16 protein-coding genes and 1 pseudogene are annotated in these 19,735 nt (G+C 62.8%); 9 read left to right on the forward strand and 8 right to left on the reverse strand.

Features of this window, described 5'->3' with window-relative positions; genetic code table 11:
* The first annotated feature begins 19 nt into the window (after nt 1–19).
* The 7 genes from EY713_RS16240 (at nt 20) to EY713_RS16270 (ending at nt 7,238) form a co-directional block, all read left to right on the forward strand.
* The gene (locus EY713_RS16240; RefSeq protein ID WP_170314083.1) at nt 20–988 is read left to right on the forward strand and encodes a septal ring lytic transglycosylase RlpA family protein; all 969 of its coding nucleotides are present in this window, start codon (nt 20–22) and stop codon (nt 986–988) included.
* Between the two features lie 104 nt (nt 989–1,092).
* The gene (locus tag EY713_RS16245; protein ID WP_131116710.1) at nt 1,093–2,289 is read left to right on the forward strand and encodes a D-alanyl-D-alanine carboxypeptidase family protein; all 1,197 of its coding nucleotides are present in this window, start codon (nt 1,093–1,095) and stop codon (nt 2,287–2,289) included.
* Complete coding sequence (tmk, locus tag EY713_RS16250; RefSeq protein ID WP_131116713.1) at nt 2,273–2,962, forward strand: dTMP kinase; 690 nt, start codon at nt 2,273–2,275, stop codon at nt 2,960–2,962. The genes EY713_RS16245 and tmk overlap by 17 nt, the downstream gene beginning before the upstream one ends.
* The gene (locus EY713_RS16255; RefSeq protein WP_131116716.1) at nt 2,962–4,044 is read left to right on the forward strand and encodes a DNA polymerase III subunit delta'; all 1,083 of its coding nucleotides are present in this window, start codon (nt 2,962–2,964) and stop codon (nt 4,042–4,044) included. The genes tmk and EY713_RS16255 overlap by 1 nt, the downstream gene beginning before the upstream one ends.
* 13 nt (nt 4,045–4,057) lie before the next feature.
* On the forward strand, nt 4,058–5,632 hold the full coding sequence (gene metG / locus EY713_RS16260; protein ID WP_131116719.1) for a methionine--tRNA ligase: 1,575 nt from the start codon (nt 4,058–4,060) through the stop codon (nt 5,630–5,632).
* Nucleotides 5,632–6,429, forward strand: coding sequence for a TatD family hydrolase (locus EY713_RS16265; RefSeq protein WP_131116722.1), 798 nt, complete (start codon nt 5,632–5,634; stop codon nt 6,427–6,429). The genes metG and EY713_RS16265 overlap by 1 nt, the downstream gene beginning before the upstream one ends.
* A complete protein-coding gene (locus EY713_RS16270) occupies nt 6,426–7,238 on the forward strand; it encodes an MBL fold metallo-hydrolase (protein WP_131116724.1) in 813 nt (270 codons plus the stop codon). The genes EY713_RS16265 and EY713_RS16270 overlap by 4 nt, the downstream gene beginning before the upstream one ends.
* A gap of 410 nt (nt 7,239–7,648) precedes the next feature.
* Here EY713_RS16270 and EY713_RS23230 read toward each other — a convergent pair.
* Nucleotides 7,649–8,020, reverse strand: a pseudogene (locus EY713_RS23230) (cell wall hydrolase); the annotation flags it as partial.
* Between the two features lie 413 nt (nt 8,021–8,433).
* Here EY713_RS23230 and EY713_RS16280 point away from each other — a divergent pair.
* Together EY713_RS16280 and mazG are read left to right on the forward strand one after the other, a co-directional pair.
* Complete coding sequence (locus tag EY713_RS16280) at nt 8,434–9,111, forward strand: cold-shock protein (protein WP_131116727.1); 678 nt, start codon at nt 8,434–8,436, stop codon at nt 9,109–9,111.
* A gap of 151 nt (nt 9,112–9,262) precedes the next feature.
* Entirely contained in the window at nt 9,263–10,102 is an 840-nt protein-coding gene (gene mazG, locus EY713_RS16285) for a nucleoside triphosphate pyrophosphohydrolase (protein ID WP_131116730.1), read from the forward strand.
* Here mazG and hflX read toward each other — a convergent pair.
* The 7 genes from hflX to dusB all read right to left on the reverse strand — a co-directional run bounded on the left by hflX (nt 10,099) and on the right by dusB (nt 19,496).
* Complete coding sequence (gene hflX / locus EY713_RS16290; protein WP_131116733.1) at nt 10,099–11,529, reverse strand: GTPase HflX; 1,431 nt, start codon at nt 11,527–11,529, stop codon at nt 10,099–10,101. The two genes, mazG and hflX, sit on opposite strands and share 4 nt — an antisense overlap.
* Nucleotides 11,530–11,583: 54 nt before the next feature.
* Nucleotides 11,584–11,835 (reverse strand): RNA chaperone Hfq, encoded by a 252-nt coding sequence (hfq, locus tag EY713_RS16295; RefSeq protein ID WP_131116736.1) that lies wholly within the window; start codon nt 11,833–11,835, stop codon nt 11,584–11,586.
* A gap of 175 nt (nt 11,836–12,010) precedes the next feature.
* On the reverse strand, nt 12,011–13,378 hold the full coding sequence (gene ntrX / locus EY713_RS16300) for a nitrogen assimilation response regulator NtrX (RefSeq protein ID WP_131116740.1): 1,368 nt from the start codon (nt 13,376–13,378) through the stop codon (nt 12,011–12,013).
* 7 nt (nt 13,379–13,385) lie between these two features.
* Nucleotides 13,386–15,557, reverse strand: a complete 2,172-nt coding sequence (locus EY713_RS16305) for a sensor histidine kinase NtrY-like (RefSeq protein ID WP_245572756.1) — start codon at nt 15,555–15,557, stop codon at nt 13,386–13,388.
* A gap of 276 nt (nt 15,558–15,833) precedes the next feature.
* A complete protein-coding gene (ntrC, locus tag EY713_RS16310; RefSeq protein WP_131116746.1) occupies nt 15,834–17,324 on the reverse strand; it encodes a nitrogen regulation protein NR(I) in 1,491 nt (496 codons plus the stop codon).
* A 28-nt stretch (nt 17,325–17,352) separates the two neighbouring features.
* The gene (locus EY713_RS16315; protein ID WP_131116749.1) at nt 17,353–18,510 is read right to left on the reverse strand and encodes a two-component system sensor histidine kinase NtrB; all 1,158 of its coding nucleotides are present in this window, start codon (nt 18,508–18,510) and stop codon (nt 17,353–17,355) included.
* Nucleotides 18,507–19,496, reverse strand: coding sequence for a tRNA dihydrouridine synthase DusB (gene dusB / locus EY713_RS16320; RefSeq protein WP_170314084.1), 990 nt, complete (start codon nt 19,494–19,496; stop codon nt 18,507–18,509). Before dusB ends, EY713_RS16315 begins: the two co-directional genes overlap by 4 nt.
* Nucleotides 19,497–19,735 lie beyond the last annotated feature (239 nt).

The following is a 19,735-nucleotide window of genomic DNA, read 5'->3' on the forward strand; positions in this document are numbered from 1 at the left end:
GCGTCATGCGTGTTTCGGAATGAAGGCCGCTGCTTTCCCTTGGCGAAGCTCCAACTTCGGTTGCGCCGGAGCGTCGATCAAGGTCATCGGCTTGTCGTTCGGTTCGATGTTGATGCTGGCGGGGTGCGCGACCCAGCCGGGAAAACAGATTGCCCTTGGTGGATCTGGTTACGATCCCAAGCTTGGCGTCTACGCAAGTCCCCGTGTGGTTGCCGATGGTGAAGCGGTGCCGCGTGGTGGTGGCTCCTACCTTGTCGGTCGCCCCTATGTGATCGGCGGCCGCTCCTACTACCCCAGCGAACGCCCCTCCGGCTATTCGGTGGTCGGCATGGCGTCCTGGTATGGCGACGCATTTCATGGACGTCGAACCGCCAATGGCGAGGTGTTCGACAAGGGCTCCATTTCGGCCGCGCATCCGACCTTGCCGCTGCCGAGCTATGTTCGAGTCACGAACCTGAACAACAATCGATCGATGATCGTGCGCGTCAATGATCGCGGGCCCTATCACGGCGGCCGCGTCATGGACGTGTCTCAGCGCGTCGCCGAATCGCTCGATTTTCGGCGCGCCGGCACGGCGCGTATCCGGGTTGAATATATTGGTAAGGCGTCGCTCGGTGGCGCGGATGACCAGAAACTCGCAGCAACGCTCAGAACCGATGGCGGTCCGGCTGAACTCGGTGGCTTCGCCAGCCCGACGCGTTTGGCAGATTCATCGCAACCGCCCGCCGGGCCCCCGAGCGCGCCGGCTCAGCCGACCCGTGTGGCAGCTCTCACGACGCGCGATGATTCGACTCCGGAGGAGCCGGATCTTCGGGCCTCGCAACCGCGGGGTCGCTTGAGCAAAGCGCCGACGCCGCCCTCGCGACCGTTCTCGATCGGCGACCTGCTGGTGCCACCGACCCGCCCCGGGTCGCATCCCTCTGCCAAAATGTCGGCGCGACCCCATGTGGCCGCTGATGCGTCACGCTCGAGGTCGGCCGACAACTGATCCCATGCGGAGCGGCACGTCGTTGCTCGGTCTGTGGCAAGGATGCTCTGCCGTTCGCGCCAGGCGGATGACCAACATGCGGCTTTGGCGGAGGACGAACGACGATGTCAAATCTTTGGTCTCGACTCGGACGATCTTTGGCGGCTGTCGTGGTGTCGCTTGTCTGGACTGCGGCAGCCGATGCGGCTCCGGCTGCTGAATCGTTTCAGACGATCGCGCCCTATGCGATCCTGATGGATGCCGATAGTGGTGCGGTGCTCTTCGAAAAGAGCGCCGATACGCTGGTGGCTCCCGCCTCCACCGCAAAGATCATGACGGCCGAGATCGTCTTCCACGAACTGACCGAACATCGCTTGAAGCTCGATGACCTGTTCGTCGTGTCGGAAAATGCCTGGAGAAACGGCGGCGCACCGTCGGGCGGTTCGGCCATGTTCGCGGCCGTCAACAGCCGCATCCGGGTCGAGGATCTGTTGCGCGGACTCGTGATTGATTCTGGCAATGACGCGGCCATCGCACTGGCCGAAGGCATTGCCGGATCCGAGGATGCCTTTGCGGCGCGGATGACGGCGCGGGCGCGTGAACTCGGCATGGAGAAATCGACGTTCACCAACCCTTGGGGCAGGGGCGATCCGGACCAGAAGGGGACGCCGCGCGAAATGGCGCGGCTCGCCATTCACGTCATCACGGCCTACCCGGCTTTCTACAAATATTTCGGCGAACGTGATTTCACTTGGAACAAGGTGCATCAGCTCAACCGCAACCCGTTGCTGACCATGAATATCGGGGCCGACGGTCTCAAGACGGGCGACATCAAGGAGAGCGGATACGGGTTGGTCGGCTCAGCCGTGCAGAATGGCGAGCGTCTCGTCCTCGTGGTCAACGGCCTCAGGACGGCCCGGGATCGCGCCAACGAATCGTTGAAGCTGCTGTCTTGGGGGTTTCGCTCGTTCGACAACAAGACCGTGTTCGCAGCCGATGACGTCATCGGCACGGCACAGGTGTATGGGGGCGAAAGCCACAGTGTGGATCTCATCGCCGATGGAGCCGTGAAACTGCTGGCGCCGCGCGGCGCTGCGGAGCCATTGACCGGCAAGGTGCTTTACGAGGGGCCGTTGGTCGCGCCCATCGCCAAGGGCGCTCAGGTGGCGCATCTCGCATTGTACCGGGGTGGTGCTCAGGTGCTGGACGTTCCGTTGCGAACGGCGCACAGCGTCGCGGCTGGCTCCTTGCCGAACCGGGCTCTCGACGCCGGCATGGAAGTCGTCGCAACCTTCATCCGGACCAATGTCTTCAAGCGCTGACCTCAATGGATCGAGCCCCGGTTTCTTCATCACGCTCGAGGGAGGCGAGGGGGCCGGCAAGTCGACACAATCGCGGCTGCTCGTCGAGCGCCTGGCTGCGAGCGGTCTCGAGGCGATCGCGACGCGGGAGCCGGGCGGCACGCCGCTGGCCGAAACCTACCGGACGGCGCTGCTGTCGGGTGCCATTGCACCCTTGGGGCCCGCCGCCGAGGCGATCGCCTTTTCGGCGGCTCGCATCGATCATCTCGATCGCAAGATCGCGCCCGCTCTCGCGCGCGGCATCAGCGTGGTCTGCGACCGTTTCATCGACTCGACGAGAGCCTATCAGGGCGCGCTTGGGCAACTCGATCCGCGTCTCATCGCGGCGCTGGAATGCGTCGTCGTGGGACGCCATCGGCCCAACCTCACGTTGATGCTCGATCTGCCGAGTGAGATCGGCCTTGCTCGGGCCGCAGCCCGACGCGGCAATGGCGCGGTGGCCGACCGGTTCGAGCAGCAGGATCTTGCCTTTCACGATGGGCTGCGGCGGGCGTTCCTCAATATCGCGACGGAGGATCACGGCCGCTGCGTGGTGATCGATGCGACGCGTCCGCCCGACGCCGTGGCCGAGGCGATCTGGCAAGCCGTCACCAGCCGCCTGCTCAACCGCCGAACCGTGGAGCGCGAGCCCTGATGCGGCCGTCCAGCAGCGATCATGCGGAAAGCGATGCCATCGAGGGACTGCCGCACCCGCGCGACACCGAACGGTTGTTCGGCCATGCCGAGGCGGAGCAGGGGCTGCTCGATGCCTATCGAACCCGCCGTCTGTCGCATGCGTGGCTGATCGGTGGCCCGCGCGGCATCGGCAAAGCGACCCTGGCCTGGCGCTTCACCCGTTTCCTTCTCGCCAATCCAGACCCGGATGGTGCGGCGGTGCAGGCCGCGAGCGATCTGTCGGTTCCGCGCTCCCATCCGGTTTGGGCGCGGCTGCAGAGCGGCGGCTTCGCCGACGTCGCGGTGCTGCGCCGCGAATGGAACGACAAGACCAAAAAGATCTTCAGCGAGATCCGCGTCGACGATGTGCGGGAGGCGCTGCAATTGTTCCAACGCGCCTCGGCCGCGGGCGGATATCGGATCTGCATTATCGACAGCGCCGACGATCTCAACCGGTCGAGCGCCAATGCGCTGCTCAAGGTCATCGAGGAGCCGCCGGCGCGGTCGCTGTTCCTCATCGTGGCGCATCAGCCGACCCAGGTGATGCCGACCATCCTGTCGCGCTGCCGCAAGATGATTCTGACCGGATTGTCGCCCGACGATGTTCACGGTGCCGTCCTCGCGACGGGGCAGGTGGGAGACGCACCTGCGGCCGATCTCGATGCCGTCATTGGCCGAAGCCATGGTTCGGTGAGCCAGACGATCCGGATGCTCAGCGGCGCGCGCCTGGGGCTCGATCGCGACCTGCGCCAGGAACTCGATCGTCTGCCCGAGGTGGATTGGCGCGCGCTGCACCGGCTTGCCGACCGGCTCGCGGCCGCCGAGGCCGCGGAGCCGAGCGGCATAATGCTCGAGACGGTGCTGGATTGGCTCGACACCCGCGTTCGAACCCATGCGATGGCGGCGACACCGGCGCGCCGCCTTGCGCCGCTGGCGGAGGTATGGGAGAAAGTCCGTGCTGCGGCGCGGGAGGCCGAGGCCTTGAATTTGGATAAGAGACCTTTGCTCCTGTCCATCTTCGCCGATCTCGCGCAAGCGACCCGGATGGCTGGGCTATCCTGAAAAACGGTTGAACATGGCTGCTCGTCCGAGCTTTTACATCACCACTGCTATTCCTTACGCCAATGGTGCACCGCACATCGGCCATGCTTACGAGCGGATCGCGGCCGACGTCATCGCGCGCAGCAAGCGGCTCGACGGTTATGACGTGCTGTTCCTGACCGGCATGGACGAGCATGGCCAGAAGATGCAGCAGACGGCGGCCCGTCTCGACTTGACGCCGCAAGCCTTAGCGGATCGCACCGCTCGGCAGTTCGAAAGCGTCGCGACTCTTCTCAATGCGCGGGCCGACGATATTGTGCGCACCACCGAGGATCGTCATCGCATCGCTGCGCAGGAGATCTGGCGGCGGATGCAAGAGAAGGGCGACATCTACCAATCCACCTACGCGGGCTGGTATTCGATCCGAGACGAAGCCTATTACGACGAAGGCGACCTCGTGCTCGGGCCAGAGGGCAAGAAACTCGCGCCGACCGGAACGCCAGTCGAATGGGTCGAGGAGGCAAGCTATTTCTTCCGCCTCTCTAGTTATGGCGACCGGCTGCTGACGCTATACGACAAGCAGCCCAATTTTATCGTGCCAGATAAATATCGCAATGAAGTTGTCAGCTTCGTCCGGCGGGGCCTCACCGATTTGTCGATCAGCCGCACGACCTTTGATTGGGGTGTGCCGGTTCCCGGTGATCCGGCGCATGTCATGTATGTGTGGGTCGATGCGTTGACCAACTATCTGACCGGGACGGGTTTTCCGGATGCTTCTGCCGAGCGCGCCCGGTTTTGGCCGGCGCAGGCGCATGTGATCGGCAAGGACATCACACGCTTTCATGCCGTCTTCTGGCCGGCGTTTTTGATGTCGGCCGACCTGCCGGTGCCGCGACAGATCGTGGTGCACGGGTTCCTGTTCAACCGCGGCGAAAAAATGTCGAAATCGACCGGCAACGTGGTCGATCCGGTGACGCTGATCGACACCTATGGGGTCGATCCGATCCGGTATTTCTTCCTCCGCGAGGTGCCGTTCGGTCAGGACGGTAATTACTCGCATGAGGCGATCGTCAATCGCATCAATGCGGATCTTGCCAACGATCTCGGCAATCTGGCGCAACGGTCGCTGTCCATGATCGGCAAGAACTGCGAGGGCGTGGTGCCGCGTCACGTGCTGCTCAGCGAGGCCGATCAGGCTTTGCTGGATGCCGCCTATGGCCTGCCCGGCACGGTAAGGGCGGCGTTGCGCGACTTTGCCTTGCATCAGATGCTGGCCGACATCTGGCAGGTGGTCGCAGAAGCCAATCGTTACTTTGCATCCGAGGAGCCTTGGATCAAGCGCAAGAGCGATCCCGAGCGGATGGCGACTGTCCTCTACGTCACCGCGGAAGTGCTGCGGGTCATCGCGCTCCTGGTGCAGCCCTTCATGCCGGCCTCGATGGAGCGATTGCTCGATCTGCTCGGAGTCGCGCCCAGCGCCCGCAATTTCTCGGACGCGACGGTCGAGCACCAATTGCAGAGTGGAACGCCGCTGCCGTCTCCCGTCGCGATCTTCCCGCGCTATGTCGAACCGGAGGCGGCGCCTCCCGGCAGCGCGACGGCGGCCTGATGTTGATCGATAGCCATTGCCACCTGGATTTTCCCGATTTCGAGGTAGAACGGGACGCTATTGTGGCGCGCGCGCGCGCCGCGGGCGTCGAGCGCTTGATCACCATTTCGACGCGCGTCGAGCGGTTCGATGCGATCCGGTCGATCGCCGAGCGCTACGACGATGTGTTCTGCACGGTCGGGACTCATCCGAACCAGGCCAACGAGGAGCCTGACGTTGCTGTCACGCGGCTGATCGATCTATCGCGCCATCCGAAATGCGTTGCGATTGGCGAAGCTGGGCTGGATTACCATTACGACGATGTCCCGCGCGACATCGCCGAACGCGTGTTTCGCACCCATATCGCGGCTGCACGCGAGACGGGTTTGCCGTTGGTGATCCATTCGCGCGAGGCCGACGACGACATGGCCATGATCCTGCGCGACGAGATGGGGCAGGGCCGCTTCACGGCGGTGCTGCATTGCTTCACCTCCTCCCGCGCCCTGGCCCAGACCGGCCTGGACCTCGGCCTTTATGTGTCGTTTTCGGGGGTCTTGACCTTCAAGGGATCACAGGATTTGCGCGACATCGCGCGCGATGTGCCGGTCGACCGAATGTTGGTCGAAACCGACGCGCCGTTCCTCAGTCCTGTTCCGCATCGCGGCAAGCGCAATGAACCCGCCTATGTGGTTCGCACAGCCGCCGTGCTGGCCGAGCTGAAGGGCCTTGAGCTTGACGCCTTTGGCGCGGCAACCAACGCCAACGTGCTGCGCCTTTTTTCCAAGATGCCGCCGCTGCCTGCGCGGGCGGCCGCGTGAGCGTCACGGTGACGATCCTTGGCTGTGGGTCGTCGGGCGGCGTGCCGCGCGTCGGCCAGGGTTGGGGTGCCTGTGATCCGAACGAGCCGCGCAACCGGCGCCAACGCTGCTCGATCCTGATCGAACGGACTAATGCGGCTGGACTCAAGACCAGCGTGCTGGTCGACACCTCGCCGGATTTGCGCGAGCAATTGTTGCGAGCCGGTGTCGAGCGCCTGGACGGGATCGTCCTGACGCACCCACACGCCGATCATACCCACGGCATCGACGACGTGCGCGCGCTGGTGCTGCATATGCGACGCCGCATCGCTATTCACATGGATGAAGCGACAGCCGCCATCGTTCGGCAGAGCTTCGGCTATATTTTCGAGACGCCGGCCGGGAGCCTTTATCCGCCGCTACTGGACGAGACCCGGATCGAGGCTGGCGTGGCCTTCTCGATCGACGGTCCAGGCGGCCGCATCGAGATCATGCCGTTTCGGCTCGAACATGGTGAGATCGATGCGCTCGGGTTGCGGGTCGGCGATACGGCCTATACGCCCGACGTCAATGCCATCCCGGACGAGAGCGTCACGCATCTCGTGGCGCTCGATCTCTGGATCATCGATGCCTTGCGCTACACGAGCCACCCCAGCCATTTCTCACTCCGTGAGGCGTTGGACTGGATCGCGCGGATGCAGCCGACGCGCGCCATCCTGACCAACCTGCATAACGACCTCGACTACCGGACGTTGATCGGCGAAGTGCCGGACCATGTCGAGCCGGCCTATGATGGCATGACAGTGGGAACGATGCTCCGAGCCGTCTGATCGAGATGTCGGTTAGGTTCCATAATATACCTTATGCGAATCCGCTTTGTGATTGCACCACCCTGCTGATGGCATCGCCGTCGCTAGGAAGGATTGAAGCCTCGGACTGCTGGGCTCTGGGTCGATGTGAGCAGCAGATCATCGATGCTTCGCGGTTTCGCCTCACTGGGCCGACTGTTCGGGCTCCTCGCCACGGCAACGATCGACATCGGAGGCGCGATGGTCATCGGCGGCGCGACAGCCAACCGCGTTGCCCTGTGGACCGGAGCGTCGAGCGTCGGTGCGTCGCCACCGACGTGTGATGTCGCCTTGAATGGGTCCGCGACCCGGGCCGGGTCGGCATTCATAGCCAGCAGCGCCGTCGGCTGCTGGAAACCGGCATAGCCGCTCGGCGCACCCCGTTCCGGCGCTCGCTTCTCGTAGAAAGCATTGCCGCCCGCCACCGCGACATAGTGCATGTTCGTATAAGGGAACGTCAGGCCCGCTGTATGGAAGAACATGGCGCTCCCGACTTGCGGGTGCCGCTGGCCCGCCAGAACCGCATCCGCGACCTGCGCGATCCGGTCCCGTTCACGAGGCGACATCGGCTTGCTGAGCACGCCCTCTGCATATTGGTTGCGCTGGCCGACCACCCCACAGACCGTCTTGGGATAGCCAGGAGCCGCGACGCGGTTCATCACGGTCGTGCCAACCGCCAGCATGCCATCAGGGCTGGATCGATTGGATTCGAAATACATCGCCCGGGTCAAACATTCTCGGTCGCTGAGTTGCAAACCACCCATGGGAGACAAGCCGCAACCGCCGAGCGAAACGGCAATTCCAATCAGCGACAAAATGGCTCGATGGCGGATGGCACGCCCTCCCGGCGACACGACGGATCCTATGGATCAGAAGCGAAACTGGTTAAAGCTGAGTTGCATCGCGGATTTGGATCGACCGAAAACGTGGCTGTCAGGCCTGCTCGCGACACCGCACCCTTGGTCGAAATGTGGCCGATCTAAGCGAAACCGACTTGCATTGGCCTGCGGTTATGTCAAGAAGGCAAACGGCCATTTCTTTATTCTAGACCCCGGCTGGGACGCAGCTTGGGCGGGCGGGTGTGGCCGGGCCGGCTGGTCTTCGACACGTGAGCATGTGGTGCTGTGGCGATTAGAGTGGGCGAACAGATACTAAACGGCAGACACGAGCAGGTAAGATGAGCAAAGGCAGAGATTTTCGGGGTCCTAAGAAGCGTGGTTTCGACGACGATGGACCCTCCCCCTATGATACGCGCACGACCCGCCCAGCTCGGAGCTTTGGCGGCGGCGGCTTCGGCGGCGCACCTGCTGGCGGTGGCGGCTTTGGCGGCGAAATGTCGTCCCCGGCACCGACGGGTCCTGTTGTCGATGCGGTCGTCAAGTGGTTCAAGTCCGACAAGGGCTTTGGCTTTGTTGAACTGTCGAACGGCGCCGGCGACGCCTTCCTGCATATCGGTGCTCTCCAGTCCGCTGGTTTCGAGACGGTCCCGCCCGGCGCGAAGCTGAAGGTCCATGTCGGCAATGGCGCCAAGGGCGCACAGGTGACCCGGGTCATCGAAGTCGATACGGCTGGCGCTCAGGAGCGTGCACCGCAACGGTCGTTCGACGCCCCGCGCGCGCCTCGTCGTGCTCCGGATCCGTCGACCGCGATCGAAGTGTCCGGCAAGGTCAAGTGGTTCGACGACACCAAGGGCTTCGGCTTCGTGTCGAGCAACGACGGTGGCAAGGATGTGTTCGTGCACATCTCGATCCTCGGTCCGGCCGGTCTGTCGCATCTCGCCGAGGGCCAGCCGGTCAACATGCGCGTCGTCGATACCCCAAAGGGTCGCGAAGCACTTTCGATCTCGGTCGACTAAATCGCCGATTTGTCCGCATGCTGGCCCTCGCCAGCATGCCTCAGCACCTGCTCGCAATCGTGCTTTGGCCTCGAGAGTTCTGCCTCTGTTGGTCGGAGCGCGCAAACCGGCGCATGCTCCGCTGTCTGCTTTCGTCAACGAACGAGCCATCATGAGCCCTTCGCGGGACATCTCTCGCCTGCTCGACATCATGGCAGCGCTCAGAACACCCGGCACGGGTTGCCCATGGGATCTCGTACAGGATTTCGCTTCGATCGCGCCCTACACGATCGAAGAAGCGTTTGAGGTCGTCGACGCGATCGAGCGCGATGATCGACAGGACCTTCGCGACGAACTCGGAGACTTGCTGCTTCAGGTGGTGTTTCACGCGAGGATCGCGGAAGAAGAAGGCTCGTTCGATTTCGGCGGCGTCGTCGAGGCCATCACCACCAAGCTGATCCAACGCCATCCGCATGTCTTCGGAAACGTCGAGAAGCTGACCCCCGCTGAGGTGAAGACCCTCTGGGCCGACATCAAAGCTCGCGAGAAAGCCGACCGGATTGACAAGCGCCCTGCTCCCGAGGCGCCGGCAGCGCTTCTGGACGACATTCCTAAAAACTTTCCTCCGCTCCTCCGCGCCCTGAAACTTCAAGCAAAGGCCTCGACCGTCGGGTTCGACTGGAACGATACGGGCGCCGTCATCGCAAAGATCGCCGAGGAGCTGGACGAGGTGCGGGTCGCACTGACCTCATCCGGCACAGCGGCGCAACAGGACGAGATCGGCGACCTTCTCTTTGCGGTCGTCAATCTCGCTCGGCATGCTGGGATCGATGCCGATACGGCCTTGCGCGGCACCAACGCTAAATTCGAACGGCGGTTCGGTTACATCGAACGGACGCTCGGCTCCCAGGGGTCATCTCTCGCTGATGCGAGCCTCGATGAGATGGAAGCCCTCTGGGGCGACGCGAAGGCGATCGAACGCACGCCCTCACCCTGCGTAAAGCGGGTCTAAGCGGGCGACCGCTCCGGGATTGGCGACCAGCCCGCTGCTTGCGTTGTCTCGATCGGCTCGACGGCGAGGCTCGGCACCACATCGGTGAAGCGGCTATGCAGTTGTTCCGCCCGCTCGGCCTGGATCCGAACCGTCAGCCGGATCGTCCCATCCTCATCATCCTCGCGGCCTATGGTCTCGGCATGCTCGTAAAGCCAGTTAAGGCCCTTCCCGTCCGCTGGCTCTAACGTCACGACATAGGTGTGGCGACCCGTCGCAAGGCGGGCCTCGACAGCCTCCAGCAAACCCTGCGTCCCGTCTCCGGTCAAAGCCGATATAACGATCGGGCGAAGCTCGATGGGACGATGCGCCGCGTTGTCGAGCAGACCCTCACGCCGTTCAGCGTCAAGAAGATCGACTTTGTTCCAGACCTCGATGAGGCGGTGATGGTCTTCGGCGTCGACGCCAAGATCATGGAGAATCGAGACGACGTCGGCGCTCTGCGCGTCGGTGTCTTCATGCGAGATGTCACGGACGTGGAGGATGACGTCGGCCGAAATCACCTCTTCGAGAGTGGCGCGGAACGACGACACCAACATGGTGGGCAGGTCGGAAATGAACCCCACCGTGTCGGACAGGACGGCCTTGCCGCGATGCGGCAGCTTGAGCAGGCGGAGCGTCGGATCGAGCGTCGCAAACAGCATGTCGTCCGCCATGACGTCGGCCTCGGTCAGCCGATTGAACAGCGTCGATTTGCCGGCATTGGTGTAGCCAACCAGCGCCACGACGGGATAGGGCACATCCGAGCGGCTCTTGCGGTTGAGCGACCGGGTCCGCTTGACCTTGTCGAGATCCTGCTCGATGCGCGCCATGCGCTCCTCGATCATGCGCCGGTCGGTCTCGATCTGCGTTTCGCCCGGTCCGCCGAGAAACCCGAAGCCGCCGCGTTGGCGCTCCAGATGAGTCCAGGACCGCACAAGACGCGACTTTTGATAAGCGAGATGCGCGAGTTCGACCTGCAGAGATCCTTCTCGTGTTCTTGCACGACGTCCAAAGATTTCGAGGATCAATCCGGTCCGGTCGATGATCTGTGCGCCAAACTCCTTCTCGAGATTGCGCTGTTGCACCGGCGACAGGGCGCAATCCATGATCACAAGGTTTGCTTCTTCGTCTACAACGAGTTCCGCGATCTCCTCGACCTTGCCTTTGCCGAGATAGGTCGCAGGCCGGATCTCGGGCAGATTGACGATCAGCGCGCCCGCGATATCGAGATCGATCGCTCCGGCGAGGCCGACGGCCTCAGCCAAGCGTGCCTCGGGAAGACGAGATGACCCTGCAGCGCCATTGCGGCGCTTCTGGCTGAGATAGGGGCCGACCACGAGGGCCCGGGTGGCTGATGCCGTTGCTCGCTCGGCATCGGCAAAATGCGAAAGACCTGTTTCGATCAGCGGATGGTTTGACAGATTGAGTGACCTACTTCACGGCTCAGGACGACAATCCAATCAGGATGGGACCGTTTCGTCCGGCGTTTCGAACATCTGGATCGGATGACCCGGCATGATCGTTGATATGGCGTGCTTGTAGACAAGTTGCGAGTGGCCGTCGCGGCGAAGCAACACGCAAAAATTATCGAACCAAGTCACCACGCCCTGAAGCTTGACGCCGTTCACAAGAAAGATGGTCAAAGGTACTTTGTGTTTGCGCACGTAATTGAGAAACGTGTCTTGTAAGTTTTGAGCGCGTTCGGCCGCCATGTTCCATTCCGTTCTTGGCGCCGCCTCTTGTTATCACGATTGCGCGATGCTGCTGTCGCAGGCATCGGGGCGGGGCACCTCGATTCGCATTAGATGCAGAGACGCGCCAAGCCGCAAGGAAAACTTGCGCCTTCAGCCGTCGCCGGACCTTGCCTCGCGGTCGCGGGTCGCGCAATCAGTCGATGCCGAGCGACTTCAATTTGCGATGCAGTGCGGAGCGTTCCATCCCGATGAACTCGGCCGTTCTAGAAATATTGCCGCCGAACCGGCTGATCTGCGCCACCAGATATTCGCGCTCGAACACTTCACGGGCTTCGCGCAGCGGCAGGCTCATCAGCTTCTCGCCCCCTGCCCCATTCGGGGTCGCCGGCACCAAGGTCCCGATTTCAGCCGGCAACATGTCGGCCGAGACCTCCGCCTCGAGATCGCCACCGGCCAGGATCATCAGCCGCTCGACATTATTGCGGAGCTGGCGAATGTTGCCGGGCCAATCATGCGACTGGAGCACCGCCATGGCGTCGGCCCCGATCTTCCGGCGCGGCAACCCACCCGTCGATGAGACCTGGTCCATGAAGAATTCGATCAGTTCGGGAATGTCCTCGCGGCGCTCGGACAGGGACGGAACCCGCATCGGCACGACGGAAAGGCGGTGAAAGAGGTCCTCCCGGAACGTGCCTTCGGCGATCCCCACCGAAAGATCCCGGCTGGTCGACGAGATGATGCGAACGTCGACATGCACGCGCGTCGATCCGCCGACGCGCTGGAAGTTTTGATCGACCAGCACCCGCAGGATCTTGCCCTGCGTCTCACGCGGCATGTCGGCGACCTCGTCGAGATAGAGCGTGCCGCCATGGGCCTCTTCCAGCGCACCGACCTGACGATTGCGACCATCGCCGCCCTCGGTCCCGAAGAGCGCCACTTCCATCATGTCGGGCGTGATCGTCGCCGCATTGATGACCACGAAGGGTGCGGTCGCACGGGCCGAGACGTCGTGCAGCATGCGAGCGGTCAGTTCCTTGCCCGAGCCCGGCGCGCCGGAGATCAGGATGCGAGAATTCGCGGGTCCGATCTTCTCGATCGCCTGCCGCAATTGATTGGTCGTGGTCGACTTGCCGACGATCCGGTTCGGCGTGAAGGCGCGAATCTTGAGGTCGGTGACCTCGCGTTTGAGGCGCGATGTCTCAAGCGCGCGGTCGGCTACGAGCACCAAGCGATCGGCCTTGAACGGCTTTTCAATAAAGTCGTAGGCCCCAATCTTGATGGCCGACACTGCCGTTTCGATGTTGCCGTGACCCGAGATCATCACGACCGGTAAGCTTGGATGCTGCTCCTTGATGATTTCGAGCAGTTGCAAACCATCGAGGCGCGAGCCTTGCAGCCAGATGTCGAGGAACACGAGGTGGGGTCGCCGCGCACCGATGAGAGACAGCGCCTCGTCGGAGTTCCGCGCCGTTCTGGTCCCGTGACCCTCGTCGGACAAGATGCCCGAAACAATGTCCCGAATGTCGGCTTCGTCGTCTACGACCAGGATGTCTGTGGCCATGTGATCCTCAAGCTTGTTCGGAAAATGAATCGGCTCGGGCCGTCTCGGGTAGGCCGAGAGACCGGAGAACCGGGAAAAAGAGACGAACGCGGGCGCCCTTGACGGATTGCCCGTCCGATGCGGCATCGAGCAATTCGATGCCGCCGCCATGATCCTCGAGGATCTTGGCCACGATCGCGAGACCGAGCCCGGTGCCATCCGCGCGAGTCGTCATGTAAGGCTCGAGCAAACGTTGCCGGTTTTCTGCCGGAAAGCCCTTCCCGTTGTCGACGATATCGATCGATGCCATGCCGTCGTGATCGACACTCAAGCTGACGTCGATCTGGCCCGGTCCCCGCTCGTCTTCCGGGACGGCGGCGATGCCCTCGGTGGCGTTTTTGGTGATGTTTGTCAGCGCCTGCGTGATGAGACGACGGTCGAACTTGGCGATGACGGGATCGGCCGGAAGGTGATCCACGAACGTGACATCCGGATGCCCTTCACGCATCAGGAACAGGACCTGCTCGATGCAGGGCCGGACGTCGTCCTCCTCGAGCAAGGGTTTTGGCATGCGGGCGAAGGACGAGAACTCGTCGACCATGCGCTTGATGTCATCGACTTGTCGGACGATCGTATCGATACATTGATCGAACACGTCACGTCCCTCGACGATGACGCGCCCGTAGCGCCGCTTCAGGCGCTCTGCCGAGAGTTGGATCGGGGTCAACGGATTTTTGATTTCGTGGGCGATCCGTCGGGCCACATCGGCCCAAGCGGAGGTCCGCTGCGCCGAGATCAGGTCGGTGATGTCGTCGAGCGTCACCACATGATTGTAATCACCCGCGGCCGATACGTCGTTCGTCACCCGCACATTCACGGTCCGCTCGCGATTGAGGGTCGTGAGCGTGATCTGCGATTGATGCAGGCGCTGCCGCCCTGCCCTCGCTTCCATCAGCACGGGACCGAGTTCCGGCACCAGCGATTCGATCGTAGCACCGACAAGTGGCTCCCTCGCCCCCGGAATCGACAGAAGCTTCTGCGCCGAGGCGTTGACGACTGTAATCTGCCCTTGGTTGCCGACCCCGATGACGGCCGCCGGAACACCCGACAGCACCGCTTCGGTAAAGATCCGACGCTCGTCGTTCATTCGGTTGGCAACGATCAACTTATTCTGCTGGACCCGAAGCTCCGACGTCATTTTGTTAAACGTCTCGCCGAGCCGGCCCAAATCCCCTTCCGAGCGGCGGACCGGAACCTGGACGTAAAGATTGCCCGACGACACCTGATCCGTGGCGCGAATTAATCGACGGATCGGGGTCACGAGTTGGTTGGCGAACGACAGGCCGAGCCAGATCGACGACAACATCATGATAGTGGCCAACAGGCTATACATCGTGATGAACGCCACCTGGATGCTGCGGCGATGGCGATCGAAGATGTCGTAAAGACCAATGATATCGGTCGCTTGGCGCGAAAATTCGATTGAGAACGGATCAACCGGACGAGCCAGATACAGGAACGTATCGTCGAACGACGGCAGCGACCGGAGCGCCACAAAGGTCTTTCCCGAGTCGAGCACGAAGCAGACCGGGTCGCGCTTGCGGGCATCCTCGAAATCCGCCGCTTCCGGCTTCGCGATCTGAGCTGGTTTGCCCGTATCGACCTTCTCGACGACGGAGCCGTCGCTCTTCATCATGACGGCCGTGGTAAATCCCAGAAAATGCACCCGAGACGCGAAATAATTCTGGAAGAACGCGCGCTCGTTATAGCCGACCTTGGCCCGGTCGAGATCGGAGGCCGTCAGGTCAGCTTCGCGCAGCAATGAATTGCATTGCGTCTCGCGGTACAATCGCGCCGCATCGGCGGTATGCGAGATGAAACCGCGAACATCCTGCATGAAGGCGGGATACAGGCCCCGTTCGAGCGTCACGGACCCGACCACCGCCATGATGATGGCGGGCACGGCGGCCGTGATGCAAAACAGACCGACGATATAGAGGTGCAGCCGAGCGCCGGCCATGCGGGCTCGCCATGCGATCACGAGCCGAACCGCTTCGGCGATGACGAGGCCGAGCAGAACGAGCACGATCGCGCCATTCACGAGGAACACATCCACCACGACCGCATCGGTCGGCAGGATGGGGGTATAGCCGGTGAAGACCACGAAGGTCGCGAGCGCCGAAATTAGACCGAGCGTCACCACGATCGGGCCGAGTCTTAGTGCGATACGCCGCCGGCGTGGCCGTCGGGTCGATGTCCCCTCTGGTGTGCTCGCAGTTTGGTCCACCAATCAAGAGCCTTCCGGATCAACAGTCCTGCCGCAAACACCATCGGGTCTCGAGTATCCGAGTCTGCGACTCGGACAGGCTACGCCGATATGCGTTGTATTTATACGACAGTGTTGCCGAACTGCGACGATTTGAGGGCAGCGGCCAAGCTTCGCGGCCGCCGCGCCTTTTTCATGGCGTCCCGCTTGTTACCGCGGCATCCGCATCAAACGAATATCGAGCTCCCGAACCTTCTTTCGCAGCGTGTTACGATTGAGGCCGAGAAGTTCGGCGGCCTTGATCTGATTGCCGCGCGTCGCCGCAAGCGCGGCCGAGATAAGCGGCACCTCCAGTTCACGCAGAATGCGGTGATAGAGGCCCGGTGGTGGTAGGTTGTCGCCATGTTGGCGGAACACGCCGGACAGATGCCGCTCGACAGAGCCCATCAGGCCGCCGTCGTCGGAGCTGGCGTTGGCCACCATGGAGGTTGCGGCCGTCTGCACGGCCTGCGCGCTTTCCATGCCAAAGCTGCTCAGCGGCGCCTGCCCCGCAAGTTCGGCGTCGACGAGGTCACCGCCGATCACCTCTTGCGGGTATAGCGCCGCGAGACGCCGCACGAGATTCTCGAGCTCACGGATATTGCCGGGCCAACGATACCGTTTCAGCCGCTCCTGTGCGTCTGTATCGAGATGTTTCAGCGGCAGACCCTCGGAGGCTGCCAGGGTGAAGAAGTGACGGGCAAGGTCGGGGATGTCTTCTGCCCGTTCGCGCAGCGGCGGCAGGCGCAGCGGCACCACGTTGAGGCGGAAGAACAGATCCTCGCGGAAGAGACCCTGCTGGATCGAGATGCGGAGGTCCTTGTTGGTGGCCGCCACGATGCGAACGTTCGTCTTGATCGGGGTGCGACCACCCACGGTCGTATATTCGGCCTGCTGCAACACCCGCAGCAATCTCGTCTGCGCCTCCATCGGCATGTCGCCGATCTCGTCGAGGAACAAGGTACCGCCCTCGGCCTGTTCGAACCGTCCGGCCGAGCGGGTGTTGGCGCCCGTGAAGGCCCCCTTCTCGTGACCGAACAGCTCGCTCTCGATCAGGTCGCGCGGGATAGCCGCCATGTTGATGGCGACGAACGGCCCAGCTTTGCGCTTGCCGTAGTCGTGCAGCGCACGCGCCACGAGTTCCTTGCCGGTGCCCGACTCGCCCGTGATCATCACGGTCAGGTCGGTCTGCATCAGCCGCGCCAGCGAGCGATAAATCTCCTGCATGGCGGGCGAGCGACCCACCAAAGGCATGTTTTCGAGATCATCATTATCCTTCGGCAGCGCTCGCTTGCCCGGTTCGCTGAGCGCACGGCCGACGATCGCGACCAATTCCTTCAGATCGAAAGGTTTTGGGAGATAGTCATAGGCGCCCCGTTCGGAGGCCTTGATGGCGGTCATGAACGTGTTCTGCGCGCTCATCACGATGATGGGCAGGTCCGGCCGCAGCTTCTTGATCCGGGGCAGGAGTTCGAACGCGTTCTCGTCGGGCATCACCACGTCGGTGATGACGAGATCGCCCTCGCCGGCTTGCACCCAGCGCCAGAGTGAGCCGGCCGTGCCGGTCGTCCGCACGTCGTAACCAGCACGCGCCAAGGCTTGGCTCAGAACCGTGCGGATCGCCGTATCGTCGTCGGCAACGAGGATATGGCCATTCGTCATTACAAACCCCTTCGGATCAAAAGCGGCGTCAGACTTGAGACCCGCGCCCGTCCCGTGCCGCATACATCGGCATAAGAATGCGAAACGCCGTCCGTCTTGGATGCGATTCGCATTCGACGATGCCACCATGGTCGCCGACAATCTTGGCCACCAGTGCAAGACCAAGGCCAGTTCCCGAGACTTTCGTGGTCACGAACGGGTCGAACAGCACGGCTGCGATCTCCGGCGGAATGCCGGGACCATTGTCGCGCACGCAAAATTCGAGCGGCAAGCTGACGGGGTGCGACGAGCCGGCGGTCTTGAGCCGGACCCCTGGTCGGAACGCGGTCGTGAGCTCAATCTCGCCATCGATCGCGTCGCCCAGCGACTCTGCCGCGTTTTTTACGAGATTGAGAAACACCTGAACCAGCTGGTCGCGGTTGCCGAGCACATGCGGCAAGGATGGGTCATAGCTCTCCTGAAAGCGAATGTGGCGGGCGAAACCCGCCTGCGCCACGCGCTTCACGTGGTCGAGCACGGCGTGAATGTTGACGCTCTCGCGTTCTGTCGGCCGCATATCCGAAAAGGCTTCCATCCGGTCGACCAGCTTCACGATCCGGTCCGTCTCGTCGCAGATCAAGCGCGTCAGAGCCCGATCCTCGTCGCCGACTGCGGTTTCGAGCAATTGCGCCGCTCCCCGTATGCCCGAAAGCGGGTTCTTGATTTCATGAGCCAGCATCGCCGCAAGCGCAGAAACTGAGCGGGCTGCCCCTCGATGGGTAAGTTGCCTGTCCATTTTATCGGCAATTGTGCGTTCTTGAAGCAGAATCACGACACCATCGCGAGCTTCCGGCATGGGTGCCACGTGAATGTCGACAATTCTGTCCGGCCCGAGACGCGGATTACCGAGGTCGACCCGGTATTCTTTCACGGCTGAGCCGCGGTCGAGAACCTGCTCGATCAACGCCAGGAGGGGCGACCCGAACGGCACGAGGTCGGCGAGTTTGTGCCGGGTCATCATGGCGCGTCCCATCTCGAAGAAGGACTCGGCGGCCGAGTTGACGTCCACCACGGTTCCATCGGCGCGGATCGCGAGGACCGGATGGGGCAAACCGTTGAGCACCTGAATCGCATTGGCGGCGAGGCTGAGGTCAGAGCGCGCCGCCGTCTCGGATCCGTCCGTCCAGGGTGTCGTGTGCGCGGTCATGCGGCATGGTCCATCGTGGTGGTTGTCTCGTCGGATCGAAAAAGCGCTGACAGAAGCGCGGGGACCTCATCCGGATCAGTCGTGGTCACCAGACTGTCACGGAGATGAGCGGGTGCGCCCCCCGCATGCAGCGCATAAGCCGAGAGGTGCTTGCGGGCGTGCCGCAAGCCCTTGTCGCGTCCGAACATCTCGATAATCGACTCGAAATGCTCACAAGCCGCCTCGAGGCGTGCTGCGCCGCTCGGCTGCGGCACCGGACGACCGGTCCTCAGAAAGCCCGCGATCTGTCCGACCAGCCAGGGGCGACCGACCGCGGCCCGTCCGAGCATGACGGCATCGGCGCCCGACTGCGCCAGCATCTGCACGGCATCGGCGGCCGAATGGCAGTCGCCGTTGACCACGACCGGGATCGTCACGGCTTCTTTGACGGCCCGAATGGCCGCCCAATCAGCTGTTCCGTTATAGAATTGGTTGCGGGTCCGGCCATGCACCGTGACCAACCGGACCCCGAGTGACTCGGCCCGTCGGGCAAGCTCGGGCGCATTGAGGCTGTCGGCATCCCAGCCGAGCCGCATCTTGACCGTGACCGGAATCGTGACCGCGCGAACGGTTGCGTCGATGAGACGGCAAGCCTGATCGAGATCACGCATCAAGGCCGAGCCCGAGTAACCGCCCGTCACCTTCTTGGCCGGACATCCCATATTGATGTCGATGACGGCGGCGCCGAAGCCCGCAGCGAGGCGAGCCGCTTCAGCCATCGGTGCCGGCTCGCGCCCCGCGATCTGGACCACATGGATCGCGACGCCCCGGCCCTCGGCGCGGTTCAGCGTTTCGGCCTGCCCTGTCGTGAAGCTGGCGGCCGCCACCATTTCGCTCACGGTCAGTGGCGCACCAAACCGGCAAGCGATCCGACGCATGCCGACATCGGTGATCCCCGCCATGGGAGCCAAGATCGCACGCCCCGGCACGGCTACGGATCCGATCATGAGACCGGCCTGCGGGACTGCAGAGCGCTGGGACTTATGTCCTGCGTCATTGCCTGTCTCGTCCGATCGCATCGCTTCGCGCATCAAGCACCTTTCTTTCGGGGGCGGTTCCGGGTAGATCGCTCACGCGATACGGTGGTCGTTGCCCAGCGTGCCTAATTTATCATCAGCATGGTCTAAAGCCTGCAGATTAGTCAGTTGCTGCGGCGCGGCAACTCCCTTGATAGCGCATCTGCCCG

It is taken from the genome of Lichenihabitans psoromatis (assembly GCF_004323635.1).
In the GTDB taxonomy this organism is placed as follows: Bacteria; Pseudomonadota; Alphaproteobacteria; order Rhizobiales; family Beijerinckiaceae; genus Lichenihabitans; species Lichenihabitans psoromatis.

Excerpts from the sequence above, each read along its gene's own strand:
- hfq (WP_131116736.1), bottom strand. The coding sequence starts at position 11,835 with ATGGCGGCCGAACGCGCTCAAAACTTACAAGACACGTTTCTCAATTAC.
- metG (WP_131116719.1), top strand. The coding sequence starts at position 4,058 with ATGGCTGCTCGTCCGAGCTTTTACATCACCACTGCTATTCCTTACGCC.
- EY713_RS16315 (WP_131116749.1), bottom strand. The coding sequence starts at position 18,510 with ATGACCGCGCACACGACACCCTGGACGGACGGATCCGAGACGGCGGCG.
- EY713_RS16265 (WP_131116722.1), top strand. The coding sequence starts at position 5,632 with ATGTTGATCGATAGCCATTGCCACCTGGATTTTCCCGATTTCGAGGTA.
- EY713_RS16245 (WP_131116710.1), top strand. The coding sequence starts at position 1,093 with ATGTCAAATCTTTGGTCTCGACTCGGACGATCTTTGGCGGCTGTCGTG.
- tmk (WP_131116713.1), top strand. The coding sequence starts at position 2,273 with ATGTCTTCAAGCGCTGACCTCAATGGATCGAGCCCCGGTTTCTTCATC.
- EY713_RS16280 (WP_131116727.1), top strand. The coding sequence starts at position 8,434 with ATGAGCAAAGGCAGAGATTTTCGGGGTCCTAAGAAGCGTGGTTTCGAC.
- EY713_RS16255 (WP_131116716.1), top strand. The coding sequence starts at position 2,962 with ATGCGGCCGTCCAGCAGCGATCATGCGGAAAGCGATGCCATCGAGGGA.
- ntrX (WP_131116740.1), bottom strand. The coding sequence starts at position 13,378 with ATGGCCACAGACATCCTGGTCGTAGACGACGAAGCCGACATTCGGGAC.
- ntrC (WP_131116746.1), bottom strand. The coding sequence starts at position 17,324 with ATGACGAATGGCCATATCCTCGTTGCCGACGACGATACGGCGATCCGC.
- dusB (WP_170314084.1), bottom strand. The coding sequence starts at position 19,496 with ATGATCGGATCCGTAGCCGTGCCGGGGCGTGCGATCTTGGCTCCCATG.
- EY713_RS16240 (WP_170314083.1), top strand. The coding sequence starts at position 20 with ATGAAGGCCGCTGCTTTCCCTTGGCGAAGCTCCAACTTCGGTTGCGCC.
- mazG (WP_131116730.1), top strand. The coding sequence starts at position 9,263 with ATGAGCCCTTCGCGGGACATCTCTCGCCTGCTCGACATCATGGCAGCG.